Consider the following 18,337-nt stretch of genomic DNA (forward strand, 5'->3'; position numbering starts at 1 on the left):
CGTCATCCGGAAAATCTGCGTGAGCAAAAAGGTTAACCTCAAAAATCAATATCCCAAATTCCAGTTTTCCTTTCCAGTTCTATAAGCGCAACCGCGTTCTCAGCTAACGTTTCAATATAACGCAGCCTGATATCATTATAGGTTCTCTGCGCATTCAGAACTTCCAGAATAGAACTTTCACCTCGCTGATAGCTGTAACTGATGCCATCCAGAATATTTTTCGCCTCTGAAAGCATTCCATTATCAAACTGTTTCAGCTGCTTCTGTGTTGCAAGATACTGCTGATAAGCCTGCATAACCTCTGTTCGGACACTGTTTTCAATCTGTTTGTATTCTGTTTCCGCCTGCATACGTCCCATTTCCGCTATTTTCAGATCCGCATTTCTACGGTTCGAAAATTTCAGAGGAATACTCGCTCCCAGTTTTACAGCATTCACAGCAGGTGAAGGAGCAATTTCATTCGTTGCCCACGTATTATGCTCTGCATCTACACTAAGTCCGAGGTCTATGACCCGTTTAGATTTTTCAAGCTGAACGAGACTCGCCGCCGTATTGATGTTCTGTTTGGAAGCCAGAAGATCAGTTCTGTTATTAACCGCCTCGAGAATCAGATCATCAGGATTGAAATCTCTGCTAAAAGCTTTGAAATCTCCACGGATATTCTTTTCTTCCAAACCCGTTCCTAAAAATACGGAAAGTGCAGAGAAAGCCTGTCTTCTGGCACTTTCCGCCATATAGAGATCATTAAGTAAAGAAGAAGCTTCCAGTCTGCTTTGTTTGGATGTGACTTGAGAAATAGCTCCCAGTTTGTACCGGATACTGTCGGATTGGGCAAGCTGCTGCATACTGAGATAAGAATCTTTCTGAACGTCCACCAAAGCTTTTGTTTTTAAAGCCTCAATATATCCGAGAGAAGCATCGGCTACGAGGTTTCTCAAAAAGTCCTGAAGCAGGAGCTTGGTGTATTCAGCCTGATTTTTTGCCGTTTCTATCCTGGCTTTTCTTTTTCTGCCAAGTTCGAGCGTCCAACTTAATGAAGTTCCGATGGTGTAGCCCATCTTTTTGGAAACCCCGTTATCCGAGGTTTCCATTTCAAGCTGAGGATCAGGAAAAATGCTTGCTGTCAGGATGGAAGCTTCAGCCATGCTCACATTGTATTTCTGAGCGGCGTAGCTTAAATTTTTTTCCCTGACTTCATTCAGATAAGTGGAGAAATTTAAAGTTTCCTTTTCCTGAGCTTTCAGTGCAATTGGAAATAATAGCCCTATTGATATAATTAAAGTGATTTTAGCTTTCATCTGATGTTAATTTAGGTTGGTCAAAACGGTATTCTGCGAGATAATAGATCGCCGGCAGGATAAATAAAGTAAGAAGTGTTGAGAACATAAGACCGTACACGATCACTGTGGCTAAAGGTCTCTGCACATCGGAGCCAATTCCGGTAGCTATTGAAGCCGGGAATAATCCTATAACAGCCACAGAAGCAGTTATTAGTACAGGTCTGAAACGGTCTTCTGCTCCTTTGATTACGGATGTTTTTAACTTCAATCCCTGTTTTCTGAGCGTATTGATATGCGAGACCATGATCACTCCATTCTGTACCGCCACACCAAACAATGCAATAAAACCTACCGCCGAAGAAACATTTAAAGTCATTCCGCGTACATTCAATGCCAGCATACCTCCGAATAGTGCCAGTGGAATAATACTCATCAGAACAAGTGCCTGTCTGAAACTTCCGAATGCTCCGTAAAGCAGTAAAAACATGACAGCCAATGCCAGCGGAACGATGAAGGCCAGACGGGAGTAGGCTCTGTTTTTATTTTCAAACTGTCCGCCCCATTTGATCTGGTACTTCTGATGATCATAACGGATGTCTTTTTCAATGGTATCCTGTGCTTCCTTCAAAAAAGAAGATAAATCACGGTCTCTTAAATTCAGTTTAACGGTAAGATGTCTCTTATTCATTTCTCTGGTGATCGTACTTTCCCCGGTGCTCAGTTTGATTTCAGCCACTTGGGAAAGCGGTATTTTGGCTCCTGAAGCTGAAGTCAGCATAAGATTTCCGACCTTATCCGGAGTATTCCGGCTGTCTTCTGCATACCGGCATGAAATATCATAGACTTTATTGCCGATAAATATTTGTGAAATGGCTTTTCCGCCCAGAGCGGTTTCGATGAGGTCGGCTACATCGGAAACATTCAGACCATATTGTGCAATTTTATCCCGGTCTGCAATGATTTGCAGCTGAGGAAGCGGTGGTTCCTGATCGATAGCAAGATCAGCAGAACCCGGAATCTTTTTTAAAGTCGCAAGGATCTGTTCGGCAATTTTTCTGGTTCCGCCAAAATCATCACCGTATACTTTCACGACCAGTTCACTGTGTGCACCGGAAATTTTATCCATCACTCCGTCGATCATAGGCTGGGAAAATCCAACGGAAAATCCCGGCATATTTTTATAATCATCCGCCAGTTCTTTGATAAGATCTGCTTTGGTTTTTCCTGATGCCCATTCTTTGTAAGGCTTTATTCCGACAGAAACTTCAAAATGGGAAGCGGTCCAAGGGTCAGTTCCGTCATCATTTCTTCCGGCCTGTACCATCACATAAGTCACTTCGGAATGTTTCATGGTCTGAGTGCGTAAAGAATCACTCATTTCTTTCGCTTTGTCTAATGAAATTCCGGGTGGAAGCTGCACCTGAAGCCAGATAGATCCTTCATCCAGCTCTGGCAGGAAATCTTTACCCACCATAAAAGAAAGGAGACCTGCGGAAAACAATATGAAACCTGCGGGAATCAGCATTTTTTTAGGAGCTTTGATGATTCTTTCGATTCTTTGACCATACAGACTGCTTATTTTTTCAAGCCATCGGTTATGAAAAATTTTCTGTGGCTTTTTATAAATGACGTAAGCCAGCCCGGGAATTAAGATTAAAGCCGCCGTCAATGCTCCCAGCAATGCGTACCCGATGGTAAAAGCCATAGGAGTGAAGAGTTTCTTCTCGACGCGTTCAAAAGCAAACAGCGGAAGATAAGCGGTGATGATAATAACAGTCGAAAAGAAAATAGGTTTTGCAATTTCTGTAGCTCTCTGGATGATGGTTTTTTCTTCCAGTTCCTGTTCGGGATGGTCTTCTCTCTTTTTTAAAATCACTTCCAGCATCACAATGGATCCGTCTACAATAATTCCGAAATCTATCGCACCTAATGACAAAAGATTAGCCGGAATATGAGTAAAATACATCAGAATAAATGCAATCAGTAACGACAGCGGAATCGTAATAGCCACAAGCAATGCGCCTCTCCAGCTTCCCAGAAATACAATCAGGATAATAATGACCAGAACAATTCCCTCCGTTAAAGTATGGGTAACTGTAGTCAGCGTTGTATTCACGAGATCGGTTCGGTCCAGATAAGCATGAATTTTAACGCCTGCCGGAAGAGTATGGGTATTCAGTTCTTCAATAGCCTGATGAACATCCTTTAAAACTACAGAAGGATTCTGCCCTTTTAACAGCAATACAATTCCTCCCGTACTTTCGTTATAATTACGGTTTCTGTCTGTATACCCTAGAATTCCTTTTCGTTCAAGATTGCCATATTTCAGAGTTCCGACATCATTCAGAAATACAGGGACACCTTTTTCCGTTTTAATGACAATTTTTCCAAGATCATCTAAATCTTTGATGAGCCCGATTCCACGTACGACATAAGCCAGGTCACCTCTCGGAAGCATACTTCCTCCGGCGTTGCTGTTGTTTTTCGTTATGGTTTCTGTGACTTCAGATAGGGATAATCCATACTGATCCAGTTTTTGAGGATTCAATTCGATCTGAAACTGGGTGGTAATTCCGCCAAAATTCGTCACATCCGCAATCCCCGTCACCTGTTTGATTCTTGGGATAATGACAAAATTCTGCAGATCGGTCAACTCTCTCAGGCTTTGTCCATTACCTTCAATGATGTAGCGGTAAATTTCGCCCACAGGAGAGGTTAATGGATCCAAACCTGGCTGAGCATTGTAAGGAAGTTCTGCTTCGGATAATCTTTCCTGAATACGCTGTCTTGCCCAGTAATCATCTACACCATCATCAAAAACCATCGTGATGATTGAAAGGCCGAAGGTGCTTTTGCTTCTCATAATGTGCATTCCCGGAAGACCATTCAGAGATCTTTCCAGCGGAATGGTGATTTGTTGTTCAATTTCTTCCGCAGCCAATCCAGGAACCTGGGTTACTACCTGTGATGTGGTGTCTGCAATATCCGGATAGGCTTCCACGGAGAGTTTAGTCCATGAATAATATCCGAAAATTCCTAATAGTAAGAAAAGGGCAAGCATCAGCCATCTCTTCTGTATGGAGAGTGTGAGTAATTTTTTCATAAGAATAATTGAATGTCAGGAAACCGTTTGCTATGCGAGAGTTTTCTGACTTTTAAAGGTTATTATTGGGTATCCGGCATATAAATTCCACCCTGAGTCATAATGATATCTCCCGGTTTAAGTCCTGAATTAATTCTTACTGTTTTTTCAGAAGTATTACCGGGAATAACGATACGTTTTATAAATTCCTGCTTGCCGGATTGTATCCAGACATACTGACGATCTCCCTGCTGCATCAGAGCACCGGAAGGAATCACCACCGCTTTTTCTGTTCCTGCAGAATAGGTAACGGCTGCGTACATTCCGGGTTTTAATTTTCTCTGTGGATTGTCACATTGAATCAGGACCTTAATACTTCGGGTATCTTCATCTACCAGTTCACTGATATGATACACTTTTCCGGTAATTTCCATATCCGGATAGGTATTGACTTTCACGGATACAGGATCTCCCGGACTGATAAAACGGATGTCTTTCTCTTTCACAGCACCGCTAATCCATACTTTTGAAAGTTCAGCGATAATCACCACCGGTTCCGAGTCTTCTTTTAAATACTGTCCGGTGACGATCTTATTGGAAATAATTTCTCCACTAATCGGGGCTTTGATAATGTAGGTTCCTCCCGAACCCTTGCTGTTGTATGCATTCAATGTTGATGAAGCGTTGGATAGTGAGGTTTTTTTATTTTTATATTCGGTTTCTGCCTCTTCCAGCTCTTTTTGGATACCAACACCGTGCTTAACAAGATCCTGTTGACGTTTGTAATTTTTTTCTGCCAGTCTCAGATCATTCAACGCATCGGAATAATCTTTCTGAACCGAAGAATATCCGGGCGCAAGGATTTCAAAAACCGGACTTCCTGCATTGACGTGTTGTCCGATACTGACAAAGGATCTAATGACCCTTCCCGAAAACGGACTCGCTATTTCCGCATAATTATTAGGAATGGTTTCTATGGTTCCGGCTGAGGTAATGCTGTTGCCGGATTCCTGTTCAGTCACCGTTTCTGTAGTAATTTTCTTCAAGACAGGATCGTTGTTCATTATGGTAACACGGTTTCCCTGAATGTGGAACGCTTCTTTTGGTTGAGGTTCTTCTTTTTTACCACTGCAGGAAATGATAAGAGCAAGAACAGGAGTGAAGATCAGTATTTTCATAGAGCCTATATTTAGAGGTCGTTGTTCTTTGTTTAGATAGATCATTTTACATTGATTTTTTAGGTTTATAAATCGCTTTCGGTTCCGATGATTTCCCAGCTTACCCTTGTGATTTTATCTTCTAAGGTGAGTCTGCTCACTGCCTTTTCTATAATATTATCCTGTGGGGAAGCGGAATATACTTCGGCGGAAATAATAATGTTTTCAGGGGTGTCTGTATCGTCGCTGGTAAGGGATTTGAGTAAGATCTGATCGGTGGAATTGAATGACTGCATCAGTAAAACTCTAGCATGGTTTTCAATTTCCGTTCTGCATTTAATCGTGATAAGGTATTCGGAAGTGCTGGTGCGAATGGTTTTGGAACCTAATGTTTTCCCCAGCGGACGTAATATAGTATGCGTTAAAATAATAAGTCCGGCTGTCATTCCTGCTTCGGTAACAAATCCCAAAGCAGCCAGTGAGCCTACAGAGGCGGAACACCAGATGGTAGCAGCGGTATTCAATCCGCGTACGGTAAGTCCGTCCTTCATGATGACACCACCACCGAGAAAGCCAATGCCGCTCACAATATAGGAAGCGATTCTTCCCGTAGCATCACCCCCGATTCTGAGGGATAGTAAAACAAATGCCGCTGATCCCAGACAAACCAGTGTATTGGTTCTGAGACCCGCACTTTTCTGATGCCACTGTCTTTCAAAACCAATGGAAGCACCCAAAATAAGAGCGGTCAGTAAGCGTGTACCAAATTCTAATGTATTCATAACTTTTTCTTTTTTGCAGGCCTTTTTTCAGGCACACGGAAAAAGTATGCTCAGAAAAGCCTTAAGGTTGATAATAACTGGCAGGATCTGTGTCCATAGTTTGAATTATTTTGCTGCAAAAGTAGATATAGCGGCTGTGGCAGGCCGTTAGAGATGTTTTAGAATGTTATTAGAATTCTATTAGAGAAGTTAGAAGTTAGAGAGTATTAGGGTTTGAGGGTTTTAGAGTTGGAGTGTTTGAGAGTTTGAGAGTCGGAGAGTATATGAGTGCGGAATTTAGTTGGTGGTTGCGAGTTGACAAGTTGCTGGTTCAAACTTCGGAAACCCGGAACGCGTATCTCGAAACTTTATTAACGGTTAAAATAAATCTAAATTTCTGGTTTCCCACAATTCTGTCTGAAATCTGATATCTGAAATCTGGCATCTGATGTCTCAAAAGAATTCCTTCAGGTGTTAGAAGTTGGAGAGTTTTGAGCTGGGAGAGTTTTAGAGTATATGAGTGCGGAATTTAGTTGGTGGTTCGGAACTCGTATCCCGCATCCCGAAACCTTTATAAGTTAATCTGAATTTCTAGTTTACCACGATTCTGTCTGAAATCTGATGTCTGGCATCTGATATCTCAAAAAACAATCTGAAAACCAGTCGTATTTTCCTCCGAAGAAACCTGAATCCGGGCATGATGAAGATCGATGATCTTTTGGGTAAGGTAGAGACCGATTCCGTATCCTTTTTTATCGAAGGAATTTTCGGCTCTGTAGAACGGTTTGAAGATGTTCTGCTGATCTTTTTCAGAAATGGGCAGTCCGTTATTTGTAAATTTAATGGAAAGATGATCGGCGGCCAATGCAACATCAATGAGACAAGTGTCATCTGAAGCATATTTACAGGCATTATCAATAAGATTGTTGAAGGCCACCAGCAGAAGATAAGGATTTCCTCTGTGAATCAGTTTCTGCTCGTCTATCTCGGGATCAATAGTCAGATGGATGGTATACTGCGGATTTTCTTTTCTGATTTTAGCATAAGAATCCATCAGGATTTCATCAATCCTAATTTCGGAAAAACTTATTTCTGCAGGATCATAGCTCGCTTTGGCAAGATCCATTAAGCTTCCTGAAAGTTTGCTCATATTTTTTACATCCGTTAAGGCATTCAGAATAATTTTCTGATATTCTTCCTGAGTATAATTTTTTTGTAGAGCCAGTTCCAGCTCGGCGGTCATAGTAGCAAGCGGAGTATTCAGTTCGTGGGAAATATTGGAAACAAAATGTTTTTGTGTACTGAAGGAATGATCCAGTCTTTCCAGCATTTGATTGAAACTTTTTTCAAGCTCGTGAAATTCTCCTTTCTCTTCAGATTCATCCAGCCTCAGCTGTAGTTTTCCGGCATTGATCCTTTTGATCTGTTCCACCATTTTCACCGCCGGACTGAGTGCTTTTTTCGAGAGAAAAAGACCCGCCAGATAAATAAGCACGAGAATAATAATGAATGAAATAATACTGATCGTCAGCAAATGATTAATAGAATTATAACCGTACTGATCATAAGCCGCCGCAGTGATGGCATACTGTTTTCCTTTGTGAGAATAAACAATTCCCGCCACCTGAAAATCATCCAGAAAAAAGAAAAGCTGCTTACTTTTGAAAATTTTGGAAAGCATTTCAGCATTTTCCTTCACATAATCCACTTTCGAATCATCATGATACACAAGATTGAACCCGGAATCATAAATGGCTACCTGAACCTCGCTTAAAGTCTGCGTATTATTTTTATACAGCTGATGCATTTCCTTTTCACTCAAATCACCCTGGAAAAAAAGATTGGCTTTGGCTACAGCTTCACTTTTAAGTTCTGTATAAAACGAAGTTTCCCTGGCTTCCTTTGACGAATAGTAAATGGCAACCCCATAAAAGCTGATGAGCATTGCAGTCACTAGTGTAAACAGTAAAGTAAGCCTGGTTCTAACTTTCATTCCGTAATTTTTAAATATTGGAACTGTCTTCGTAGCCCTTTTTTAAAATAAATCCCATGCCCGCCTTGGTATGGATAAGTTTGGTTTCAAAGCTACGGTCTATTTTTTTTCTGATATAATTAATGTAGACATCAATGAAATTCGTGCCTGTATCAAAATGCGTATCCCAAACATTCTCTGCGATCTCATGGCGGGAAAGCACCCTTTCAGGATTTTCAAGCAGAAATTTCATCAGATTAAATTCTTTGGGAGTCAGTTTGATCAGGTTTCCGGAACGGGTAACGGTTTTCAGTTTCAGATCCATTACAATATCTTCATATTGCAGTAAGGTTGAGGTTTCCGGACGGTAAGTGGAATATCTTTTAAGTAAAACCTTGATTCTGGCTATAAGTTCACGCATTTCAAAAGGCTTGGTCAGATAATCATCTGCCCCTGAATCAAAACCTTCCAGTTTGTCATCCGTAGTTCCCAGCGCGGTTAGCATAATAACGGGGATTTCAGGTTTCAAAGCCTTGATTTCTTTGCAAAATTCCAGACCGTTTTTCACAGGAAGAATAATATCTGTAATGATGAGGTCAAAGTTCAGCAACTCAGTAAGCTTTAAGGCTGTTTCACCGTCAGCAGCGGTATTGACTTCCGTATCATGTTCCATCAGTCCTCTCGCAATCAGCTGCGAAAGTCTTTTGTCATCTTCAACGAGTAGGATATGAGGCATAGAAATCTGGTTTTATTGCTGTCCTGCAAAGGTAATTAAGTATTTTCACATACCTGTTATGAATACAATTTGTAAATTTGAGCGCTCAATGATAATGTACTATGATTAAAGTTAATAAACCCCCGCAGAAGAAAACGGTACAAATATTTACCTATGTTCTTTTCTTTGCTGTAACGCTTCTGCTACAGTATTGTGCGCCACATCCCAAAGCTGGGCCTTTGAAAAATGGAGACCTGCTTTTTGTAACGGCGAAAGAAACCGGACTTTCCGGAGCAATCAATAATGTCACTCAAACACAAAAAGAAGCATCCTTTGATCATATCGGAATAGCAGAAAAAGAAAATAATCATTGGTATGTGCTTCATGCCGCTCCAAAAGGAGGTTCTCAAAAACAGGATCTAGCTTCTTTTCTTAAAGATCAGTCCGATGACGGGCAGAAAGTCGTAATCTACCGTCTGAAATCTGAATATCAGAAATCTGTTCCGGCAGCGCTTAAAAATGCAGAAACCATGCTTGGGAAACCTTATAACTTCAATTATATTCTAGACGAAAATTCTTACTACTGCTCAGATTATATTGAGAGAGCGTTTCGTGAACATAATATCTTCAAGTTGGAACCCATGACATTCATCGATCCAAAGACAGGAAAGATGAATGAATTCTGGACTGAATTTTATAAAAAGAAAAATTTGGAAGTACCGGAAGGAAAACCGGGATGCAACCCCAATGGATTGGCAGCTTCCGATAAACTGGAAAGAGTAGGAGAGTTGTAAATAAAATCCCATCAATACTATTACCCTTAAAGATTTGAATAATCTTTGAGGGTATTTTTTTGATGTGTAAAAAAAAGATGCTTGAATCTGTGTGAAATTTTTCAAACGCAAAGTTCTATAATAATCATGAAGACTTTAAGATGGCAAAGAGAGAATCAACTCCGTTGATTCGATGAAGCGGACTTGCTGATGTATGATGAGTAAAAGAAAATCTGTGTCATCCGTGGGAAATATCTTTTGTTTTAAAAAATCTGCATGATCTGTTCAATCTGCGTGAGATTAAGCACAAAGATTGTTCAGTATATATTCTCATTTTTTCCCGGATTGAAAAATAAATATGTTAAAATTTAAAATTATTAGTCTACTAATTTGGTGGACTAATAATTTTTTATATTTTTGTCAAAGATTTAACGCAAGAAAGCAACCATGATCTAGAAAATGTTTAACCAAAAAATTGTTTAGTGATGATTACACCTAATCCTACGCTGCAGATAATACCCAATACTACCATTGGACTGCCTAAAAAAGAACTGATACTGGAAATAGAATTGAATGGCAAAATGAAATTTGAGCATTTGATGAATACCATTTATAATCAGTTTGGGATATGCCACAGGGTGTTGTCTGCCAATGTAGAATATGTGAATGGAAACAGTTTTGGTTCGGTACAGTTATATATTAATGTTAATTCAGAGGACTATCAGAAGCTGGAGTTTTATCTGAATAAAAATAAACTTTTAAATACCATGGTGGAATACCACTGCCGTAAGTATTTTTAGGGGAGATTCATATAGTTTTAATTACAGAAAGTATCCGGTTTTCCGGGTACTTTTTTTGTTTCAAACAATAAAATTTATTGAAAATCTGCTAAATATTTTATCAAACTTTTTAATTTCTGATTCAGATTTAAAAAAACACTACTTTTAAAGCATACAAAATAAAAAATTATGACCATAGTTATTATTATTGCTTTAGCTGTTGTGTTTGCGCTTTACGCAGTATCCATCTACAACCGTCTTGTCAAACTGAGAAATCTCGTTCACGAAGCGTGGAGTAGCATAGATGTAATGCTTAAAAAGCGTCATGACCTTATTCCCAATCTTGTGGAAACGGTGAAAGGCTACGCTACTCATGAGCGTGAGACCCTTGACAGTGTAATCAGAGCAAGAACTCAGGCTGTAGGTGCAGATTCTGTTCAGTCTAAAGAAGCTGCAGAGAAAAACCTGAATCAGGCGATGATGAATTTATTTGCGGTAGCTGAACAGTATCCCGATTTGAAGGCTAATACCAATTTTCAACAACTGCAGAGCGAACTTACTTCTATAGAAAATGATATTGAAAAATCAAGAAGATACTACAACGGAACCGTCCGTGAAAACAATACGTTGGTAGAATCTTTCCCGAGCAATATCATCGCGAATATGTACAAATTTGAAAAATCGCCATTCTTCGAGCTGGACAATATTGCAGAAAGAGAAGTTCCAACTGTAAAATTCTAGGAAATGAAAAAGTGGTTACTGCTTTTCTTTCTTCAGTTCTTTCTCATCGCCTTTGCTCAAAATGAATTGTCGAGGGTAGATCAGCTGTCTGTTATCGGGCCGGAAAAAATTATTTCTTTCCATTCGGATATTGAGGTGGATAAAAATTCGGGAATTACCGTTACGGAAAACATTAAAGTATACAGCCTTGGGAATAGCATCAAAAGAGGAATTTTCCGGGCTCTTCCTTTATCCAGAAATCTGAACAATAAAACACAGAGGGTACAATATGATATCGTTTCTGTGAAAAAAAACGGAATTGATGAAAACTACCATGAAGAGACAGGAGACGGCTATTTGAAAATATACGCCGGAAACAAAGATATCATCCTCGATCCCGGAACTTACGACTACGAAATAAAATATAAAGCACAGAATCAGATTGGATTTTTCCCGAAGTACGATGAATTCTACTGGAATGTCAATGGAACATATTGGGACTTTGACGTAGATTCTATTTCTGCGAAAGTGACGTTACCGGAAGGCGCCGGAATCATTCAGAATTCCTGTTATACCGGAGAATATGGCAGTAACAGCCAGAACTGTACGGTTAAAGTATTATCAGATCAGTCCATAGAGTGGAACGCATCAGGTCTTAAAGCGAATGAAGGACTTACTGTAGCGGTAGGTTTTAAAAAAGGAATCATGGTACCGCCGCCGCCGCCAACTTTCTATGAAAAGTATGGAATTCTGATAGGCGCATGTATCGTATTCTTTGGATTAATGCTGTATCTCTATTCAACATGGAGAAAATACGGGGTAGATCCTGAATCCCCGACGGTTTATCCACAGTTCAACGTTCCTGAAAATCTTTCGCCGGCTTCTATGGGCTATATCAATTCTGAAAGTTTTAAAAATAAATACCTGACCGCTGCGGTCGTCAATCTTGCTGTAAAAGGCTACGTGAAAATTATGGAAGGCGAAAATTCAGGTGTGCTTGGATTTTTTAATACCAAAACATTTACGCTGCAAAGACTAAAACCAGCTGATGAATCCCTTTCTAAAGAAGAGATCAATCTGATGAACAGCCTCTTTTCACCTGATGAAGATTCCATTAAGTTTGATGGAAAATATGATTCGAAAATTGAAAAGGCTGTTAATAATTTCAAAGGAACTCTGAGTTTCCAGCATGACAACTTTTTAAATGAAGGAAATAATACAAAGAAACTGGTGCTTCCGTGGCTTGTTATCACTGTAATATATGCACTCGGATTATTCATAAGTTATAACCTACTTCCTGAATTCGAAAGAGTTTTTGCCGGAATACTTTTATATATTATTCTTTTTGTTGCATTTGCTCTGATCACATCTTTATTAAAGAATGTTTCATGGAAAATTCTGATCCTGCTTCCCATATGTATTCTTCTGGGAGTCGGAGGAATTATTTCTTCAGTAGGAGGCGGAGAGGATTATATCAACTTCAATGTGTGCTATATTTTCTATGTCCTGGCATTTTTTATCATGGTGATGTATCAGTATCTGATCAAGCAGCCTTCAAAAGAAAAGCTCAGAAAGAAATCTCTGATAGACGGTTTCAAAATGTATATGGGTGCCGCAGAAAACGAGCAGCTCAAATTCCATAATCCTCCTCAGATGACCCCACAGGTTTTCGAAACCCTGCTTCCTTTTGCCATGGTGATGGGAGTGGACCAGATCTGGGGACAGAAATTTGATGACCTGTTGAAAAGAACTTCAACCGAATATAACAATTCATGGTATTATGGAGGCGTAATGAATCATTATGCTTTCGGGAATACACTGAACTCTAGCCTTACGCAGTCCATACAGTCTGCATCTACCAAACCATCCAGTTCCGGCAGCGGATCCGGTGGCGGTGGATTCTCCGGCGGTGGAGGCGGAGGTGGTGGAGGCGGTGGCTGGTAGCCATCCATTCTGAAAAAACAAAAAGCGTTCAAAAATTACTTTGAACGCTTTTTTTATGGGAATACAAAGTACTTTCAAATTCTTTCGTCTTGCGACAAGGCTTTTTTGATAAAATCTTCATCATCCTGTTCTAATTTACTTTTTAAGTAAGTTTCCTATAAGCTTGCGTTGCAACTCTATCAGTTTTGTAATTTGTTCCTGATTTTTTAAGATACTTTCTATAAGCTCGGGAGACTGAATATTTATAGTTCCGTTTCCTAAATTAACAATTCCTTCAATTTTTTCTATCTGATTAATATTTGTAACTATATCATCAAAAAGTTCGTTCATATTTATATCTGATTCTTTTGCAAGCTTATTTAATAATAGAGAATTGGGAATATTTTTATCAGATCACATGTCACTTCGGTGTGATATGGAAAATTATTATATATTTATCAACTAAAAAAACAACAAATTATGATGAAAAAATTAGCGCTTCGTCTGATGATGGCTTATTCACTGGCTATTTCCATAACCTCTTGTCGCTCAGAAGATCTTCTAAACAGCAATGAAGAATCACCCCCTTCTAAGTTTATAGTGTTTTCTGCTCAGTCTGCTCAGAAAAATGGAACAGTAAATTATGGAAATGGCTTCAAAACTTTATTGGAACGGTACGATGAAATTAACAATGTACAGCACACTGCTAAGGCACTTAAAAATGCATTTGAAGATTCATCTACTATGGCAGATGAATACATAGAATTTAATATCAGATCTCAAGACTTTACCACAAAAAATAATGAAAAATATATTCTTTTTCCACTGATTAAAAGCTACCAGGTGGAGGGCATTGTTATTGCAATTCTGAAAGATGATGAAACTATCGTTGAGTTTAATAAAATGTCTGCTCAAGTAGAAAATTACAGTGAAATACTTGGATTATTTCGAACTCAATATATAAAAAGTAACATGAAAATTAAATCTGTTGCTAAATCACCAGGAGGACCGTGCGGTTTTGAAGGACAGCCACCCTGTGATATAGAAGTTATTATTATTACCGTACCTGGTCCCGGAACTGGAGGTGGAACACCTCCAGGAGGAGGAGGAGGGCCTTCTGGAGGATGTGGACCTTATGAAGACTGTGTTCATAATCCTGATGCAGGAGGTAGCGGCGGCGGCGGTACACCTCCAGCAAATCCTTGTTCAAGATTAAGGGCAATGACTGACACTCCAACTTTTAAAGGAAATATAACAAACTTAGAAGGGAAAACGGGAGATGGTTTTGAAAGTGGCTTTAGAATAGGCAATTCTGCTGGGGGTATTCAAAATCAAATATTACAAAATAAGCCAGGAACTAATGAGGTAAACTTAACTGTATTTCCTAATACTGTTGTAATAATGCACTCTCACTATGATCAACTGTATCCTATATTTTCTCCTGGTGATATCTTGTTTTTTAATCAATGGGTTAACTGGGCTCAAAATTATAATAGTAATCCAGCTAACTTTCCTAAAATTCCTCTTGATCAAATCGTGTTTACAATAGTCAGCAGTTGGGGGAATTATTCTTTCACTTTTGACGGTTCTGTACCAAACCCTTTTCCTAATTTTACTACACAAGAATTGATAGACTTTAATAATAGGTATATTGACCTTTTAGACGCAGCAAAAAGTGTTGGCAATGTTAGTGGTAATGTAAGTTTTGATTCACAAAAATTAGAAAAAGGATTTCTTAAATTTATGAACGAAAAAATGAATATACCTGGTGCAAAACTTTTCAGAAATACCTCAAGTGGAAATACTCAGCTAAGCCTTGTAAACGGAAAATTAACAGAGACTAATTGTCCTTAATAATAAAAACAAAAAAAATATGAAAAATCTATTTTTAATTATAGTAACAATGCTTTCATTTTTATGTAAAGCACAAGAGTATCCTCTTAATACTGATCCGAGTGAGATACCAAACAATGCTTATTTGAAAGATACGAATAATGAATTGGATAAATATGTTGGGCTTTGGAAAGGTAGTTGGGACGGAAAGACACTTTATCTTCAATTCAACAAAGTGAAAACCTCTTCTTCTATTCCCGGTGATACACATCCCTATTATAAAGATAGAATATTAGGTGCAAGGAAAGTAATTGCATCAAACGGAATAATAGAAATTGATAAGATTACAAATTTTAACAATATAGATCCTGAGTTTACTGGTATTTCTGGTAGTTTACGAAATGGAAATTGGAAAAGACTTTATTTTTATCCTCAAAATATGTGTGGAAAATCGGCAGCTTTAGATATTACAAATTTCTCTGGAAATCAAATGACGCTCCACTTTGAGTATATGCCAAGTATTTATAAAGAAGATTGTGTTCATAATAGTTATGTAGCTCAAAATGATGATTTTCCCATTAACTTTCCAAAAGATATAGTATTAACTAAGCAGTAAAAGTAAAACCTCCACGCTTGGAGGTTTTATTATCTAACACAGATTATGAAAAATATAATATTATTATTTCTTTTTTGTTTAATTTCTTGTACGTCACAAAAAAATAATGATGAATTTATTCAATTAGATCATTTGAATGCTGTTGTAATAGGAGGTGATAGATTAACGGTTGTATTAATTCCTACAAAAAAAAATATAAATAGGCCTGTCATCTTAAAAATCTTCAGAAAAGGAGAATACTATGATCAGAAGAGAATAACATATGAAAAGTATAAAAAAATTCAAGGGATTATCTTAAAGATAAACCAAGATAGCATAGAATTTCCTAAAAGTAATAATTATTTGATAGGAACTCTTGATGGTGGAAGTAATTCAATAACTTTTAAAAAAGATAATTCAGAAAAAAAATTCCAGGTTCAAGGAATTTCAAAAAAATATCATGGACATTTTTATGAAGCAGCAGAACTTATTTTAGAAGCTGCAAAACTTAGTATTAATGATATTGATTAAATATTATTTTATAGAGCAATTTTGTCATACTCCAATACTGTTATTTAAAATAGGCTGTCTTTTAAGACAGCCTATTTTAAATAAATTCTTTTAAATTCTTTCAATATCAGCACCAATCGCTTTCAATCTTCCGTCAATATTTTCGTAACCTCTGTCGATTTGTTCAATATTGTGGATGATCGATTTTCCTTCTGCAGAAAGTGCTGCGATAAGAAGTGCGTTTCCGGCTCTGATATCCGGAGAAACCATGGTTGTTCCTCTCAATGGAGCTTCCTGATTCAGCCCGATTACCGTAGCTCTGTGCGGATCACATAAAATAATCTGTGCCCCCATATCAATCAGTTTATCCACAAAGAATAATCTGGATTCAAACATTTTTTGGTGAACCAAAAGACTTCCTTTCGCCTGAGTAGCTACTACCAAAATAATCGATAATAAATCCGGTGTGAATCCTGGCCATGGAGCATCTGAAATAGTAAGGATAGATCCGTCGATAAACTTTTGGATTTTATAATTTTCCTGAGCAGGAATGAAGATGTCGTCATTACTCTGTTCAAGTTGGATTCCTAATTTTCTGAATGTATTCGGGATAACGCCAAGCTGGCTCCAGTTTACATTTTTGATGGTGATCTCAGATTTTGTCATGGCAGCAAGACCTATCCATGATCCGATCTCTACCATATCCGGAAGCATCGTGTGCTCCGTACCGTGAAGATGTTCTACCCCTTCAATGGTAACCAGATTGGAACCGATTCCAGAAATATTCGCGCCCATTCTGTTCAGCATTTTGCATAATTGCTGAAGGTAAGGTTCGCAGGCAGCGTTGTAAATTCTTGTTTTTCCTTTAGCAAGCGCAGCAGCCATTACAATATTTGCTGTTCCCGTTACAGAAGCCTCTTCCAGAAGGATAAATTTCCCTCTAAGTTCTTTAGCTTTTAATGAATAGAAATATTCTTCTTCATCATAATTAAATTCAGCACCCAGTTCAACAAGTCCCTGGAAATGCGTATCCAGTCTTCTTCTTCCGATCTTATCACCACCGGGAGTTGGCATATAAGCCTCACCATAACGGGCAAGCATCGGACCCATCAGCATAATGGAGCCTCTCAGTTTAGCACCGTCTTTTTTAAATTCGTCTGATTTTATATAATCAAAATTGACCTTATCGGCTTTGAATGTGAAATCGCCCTGGCCATTCTTGGTTACTTTTACACCAAAGTCACCCAGAATTTCAATCAGTCTGTTTACATCATGGATGTCCGGAATATTTTTGATTCTTACCTCCTCATCTGTTAACAGGACAGCACATAAAATTTGTAAAGCTTCATTTTTAGCCCCTTGTGGAGTGATTTCCCCATGCAGCCTTTTTCCTCCTCTTATCTGAAATGTTCCACTCATTACTTTCTGTTTTTATGGTTGTTGTTATGCCTTCTCTTATTAGTCTGGTCTTTGTTGTTACTTGTATTGCTGTTGTTTCGTGCGTTGTTGTTTCTGCCGTTGTTGCTGTTGTTGTTTCGGCTATTGTTGTTGCTGGTGTAGTAGATCTTGCTTTTTTCGAGAGATTCTATTCCCGTAAGGTCCAGCCTGTTTTCAGACAGCTCTTTCAGGTGACGGAAAATCACATCATCCGTTACATGTTCCTTATTATAGACATTGTAAGACTTCTTCATATTGTTTGCGATCACTTCGATCAGGGCTTCTTTTTCGTCGCCTGGTTCCAGTTCGATAGCTTTATCAATCAGTTGAAGGATACTTTTTCCGTAAAACTTAAAATCACCCTGAAGTTTAGGGTATTCCATTCTTTTAGGTTTTTCTGCCAGCTGTTCTCTGGTAGGGAAAGGATATGGGGAGTCTACGTCAAGATCATATTCTGCTAAAATGAAAAGATGATCCCAAAGTTTATGTTTATAATTTTCTTCGTCACGGAGTTGAGGGTTTCTCTGACCCATAAAATCGATAATGGCCATAGCCATTTCACTCCTTTCCTCTTTGGTAGGGAGCTCTTTGCAGCGTTCAACCAGCTGCTGTATGATTCTGCCGTATTCCGGCATATGAAGCTGAGTTCTTTGGGTGTTATATTCCATAATATGCAAATATATGGATTAAAAGAAAAATTGTTTTGAAAATATTAAAAGTTTATGATTTTTTAATGAAATATTTATGCAGTCTTTTCTATAGATCTTTTGGTGAAAATGAAAATATTTCCCGTTTTATAG

The 18,337-nt window shown here is 38.5% G+C and carries 16 protein-coding genes; 7 read left to right on the forward strand and 9 right to left on the reverse strand.

The window, feature by feature from the left end; genetic code table 11:
* Positions 1-38: 38 nt before the first annotated feature.
* The 6 genes from BUA72_RS02415 to BUA72_RS02440 form a co-directional block, all read right to left on the reverse strand.
* A complete protein-coding gene (locus tag BUA72_RS02415; RefSeq protein ID WP_072921678.1) occupies positions 39-1,298 on the reverse strand; it encodes a TolC family protein in 1,260 nt (419 codons plus the stop codon).
* Complete coding sequence (locus tag BUA72_RS02420; RefSeq protein WP_072921679.1) at positions 1,288-4,383, reverse strand: efflux RND transporter permease subunit; 3,096 nt, start codon at positions 4,381-4,383, stop codon at positions 1,288-1,290. The genes BUA72_RS02415 and BUA72_RS02420 overlap by 11 nt, the downstream gene beginning before the upstream one ends.
* A 62-nt stretch (positions 4,384-4,445) precedes the next feature.
* A complete protein-coding gene (locus BUA72_RS02425) occupies positions 4,446-5,540 on the reverse strand; it encodes an efflux RND transporter periplasmic adaptor subunit (protein WP_072921680.1) in 1,095 nt (364 codons plus the stop codon).
* 65 nt (positions 5,541-5,605) lie between these two features.
* Positions 5,606-6,301, reverse strand: coding sequence for an MgtC/SapB family protein (locus tag BUA72_RS02430; protein WP_034731350.1), 696 nt, complete (start codon positions 6,299-6,301; stop codon positions 5,606-5,608).
* A gap of 619 nt (positions 6,302-6,920) precedes the next feature.
* Positions 6,921-8,273 carry a HAMP domain-containing sensor histidine kinase gene (locus tag BUA72_RS02435; RefSeq protein WP_072921681.1) on the reverse strand — a complete coding sequence of 451 codons (1,353 nt, stop codon included), beginning with the start codon at positions 8,271-8,273 and terminating at the stop codon, positions 6,921-6,923.
* 10 nt (positions 8,274-8,283) lie between these two features.
* The gene (locus tag BUA72_RS02440) at positions 8,284-8,988 is read right to left on the reverse strand and encodes a response regulator transcription factor (RefSeq protein WP_072921682.1); all 705 of its coding nucleotides are present in this window, start codon (positions 8,986-8,988) and stop codon (positions 8,284-8,286) included.
* A gap of 101 nt (positions 8,989-9,089) precedes the next feature.
* Here BUA72_RS02440 and BUA72_RS02445 point away from each other — a divergent pair, with 101 nt between their 5' ends.
* The 4 genes from BUA72_RS02445 (at position 9,090) to BUA72_RS02460 (ending at position 13,183) form a co-directional block, all read left to right on the forward strand.
* A complete protein-coding gene (locus tag BUA72_RS02445; RefSeq protein ID WP_083544106.1) occupies positions 9,090-9,761 on the forward strand; it encodes a YiiX/YebB-like N1pC/P60 family cysteine hydrolase in 672 nt (223 codons plus the stop codon).
* A gap of 464 nt (positions 9,762-10,225) precedes the next feature.
* A complete protein-coding gene (locus BUA72_RS02450; protein ID WP_034731359.1) occupies positions 10,226-10,540 on the forward strand; it encodes an NIL domain-containing protein in 315 nt (104 codons plus the stop codon).
* Between the two features lie 168 nt (positions 10,541-10,708).
* Positions 10,709-11,260, forward strand: a complete 552-nt coding sequence (locus BUA72_RS02455) for a LemA family protein (protein ID WP_072921683.1) — start codon at positions 10,709-10,711, stop codon at positions 11,258-11,260.
* A 3-nt stretch (positions 11,261-11,263) separates the two neighbouring features.
* Positions 11,264-13,183, forward strand: coding sequence for a DUF2207 domain-containing protein (locus BUA72_RS02460; protein WP_072921684.1), 1,920 nt, complete (start codon positions 11,264-11,266; stop codon positions 13,181-13,183).
* Positions 13,184-13,318: 135 nt separating this feature from the next.
* On the opposite strand, the gene BUA72_RS24335 is transcribed toward BUA72_RS02460, so the two are convergent.
* Positions 13,319-13,513: a hypothetical protein gene (locus BUA72_RS24335; RefSeq protein ID WP_072921685.1), complete on the reverse strand. Its 195-nt coding sequence runs from the start codon at positions 13,511-13,513 to the stop codon at positions 13,319-13,321.
* 129 nt (positions 13,514-13,642) lie between these two features.
* On the opposite strand from BUA72_RS24335, the gene BUA72_RS02470 reads away from it, so the two are divergent.
* The 3 genes from BUA72_RS02470 to BUA72_RS02480 are packed head-to-tail and all read left to right on the forward strand — an operon-like array spanning position 13,643 to position 16,121.
* Positions 13,643-15,016, forward strand: a complete 1,374-nt coding sequence (locus BUA72_RS02470) for a hypothetical protein (protein ID WP_072921686.1) — start codon at positions 13,643-13,645, stop codon at positions 15,014-15,016.
* 19 nt (positions 15,017-15,035) lie between these two features.
* On the forward strand, positions 15,036-15,611 hold the full coding sequence (locus tag BUA72_RS02475) for a DUF6705 family protein (protein ID WP_072921687.1): 576 nt from the start codon (positions 15,036-15,038) through the stop codon (positions 15,609-15,611).
* Positions 15,612-15,656: 45 nt separating this feature from the next.
* Positions 15,657-16,121 (forward strand): hypothetical protein, encoded by a 465-nt coding sequence (locus BUA72_RS02480; RefSeq protein WP_072921688.1) that lies wholly within the window; start codon positions 15,657-15,659, stop codon positions 16,119-16,121.
* Between the two features lie 90 nt (positions 16,122-16,211).
* Here the strand turns inward: BUA72_RS02480 and murA are convergent, their stop codons facing one another.
* Both murA and BUA72_RS02490 read right to left on the reverse strand, forming a co-directional pair.
* Positions 16,212-17,519, reverse strand: coding sequence for a UDP-N-acetylglucosamine 1-carboxyvinyltransferase (gene murA, locus BUA72_RS02485; protein WP_034731362.1), 1,308 nt, complete (start codon positions 17,517-17,519; stop codon positions 16,212-16,214).
* Positions 17,519-18,205 carry a DUF4290 domain-containing protein gene (locus tag BUA72_RS02490; RefSeq protein WP_047450333.1) on the reverse strand — a complete coding sequence of 229 codons (687 nt, stop codon included), beginning with the start codon at positions 18,203-18,205 and terminating at the stop codon, positions 17,519-17,521. Before BUA72_RS02490 ends, murA begins: the two co-directional genes overlap by 1 nt.
* Between the last annotated feature and the right edge of the window lie 132 nt (positions 18,206-18,337).

The sequence above is a fragment of the Chryseobacterium sp. OV279 genome, from assembly GCF_900128945.1.
Lineage (GTDB): Bacteria > Bacteroidota > Bacteroidia > Flavobacteriales > Weeksellaceae > Chryseobacterium.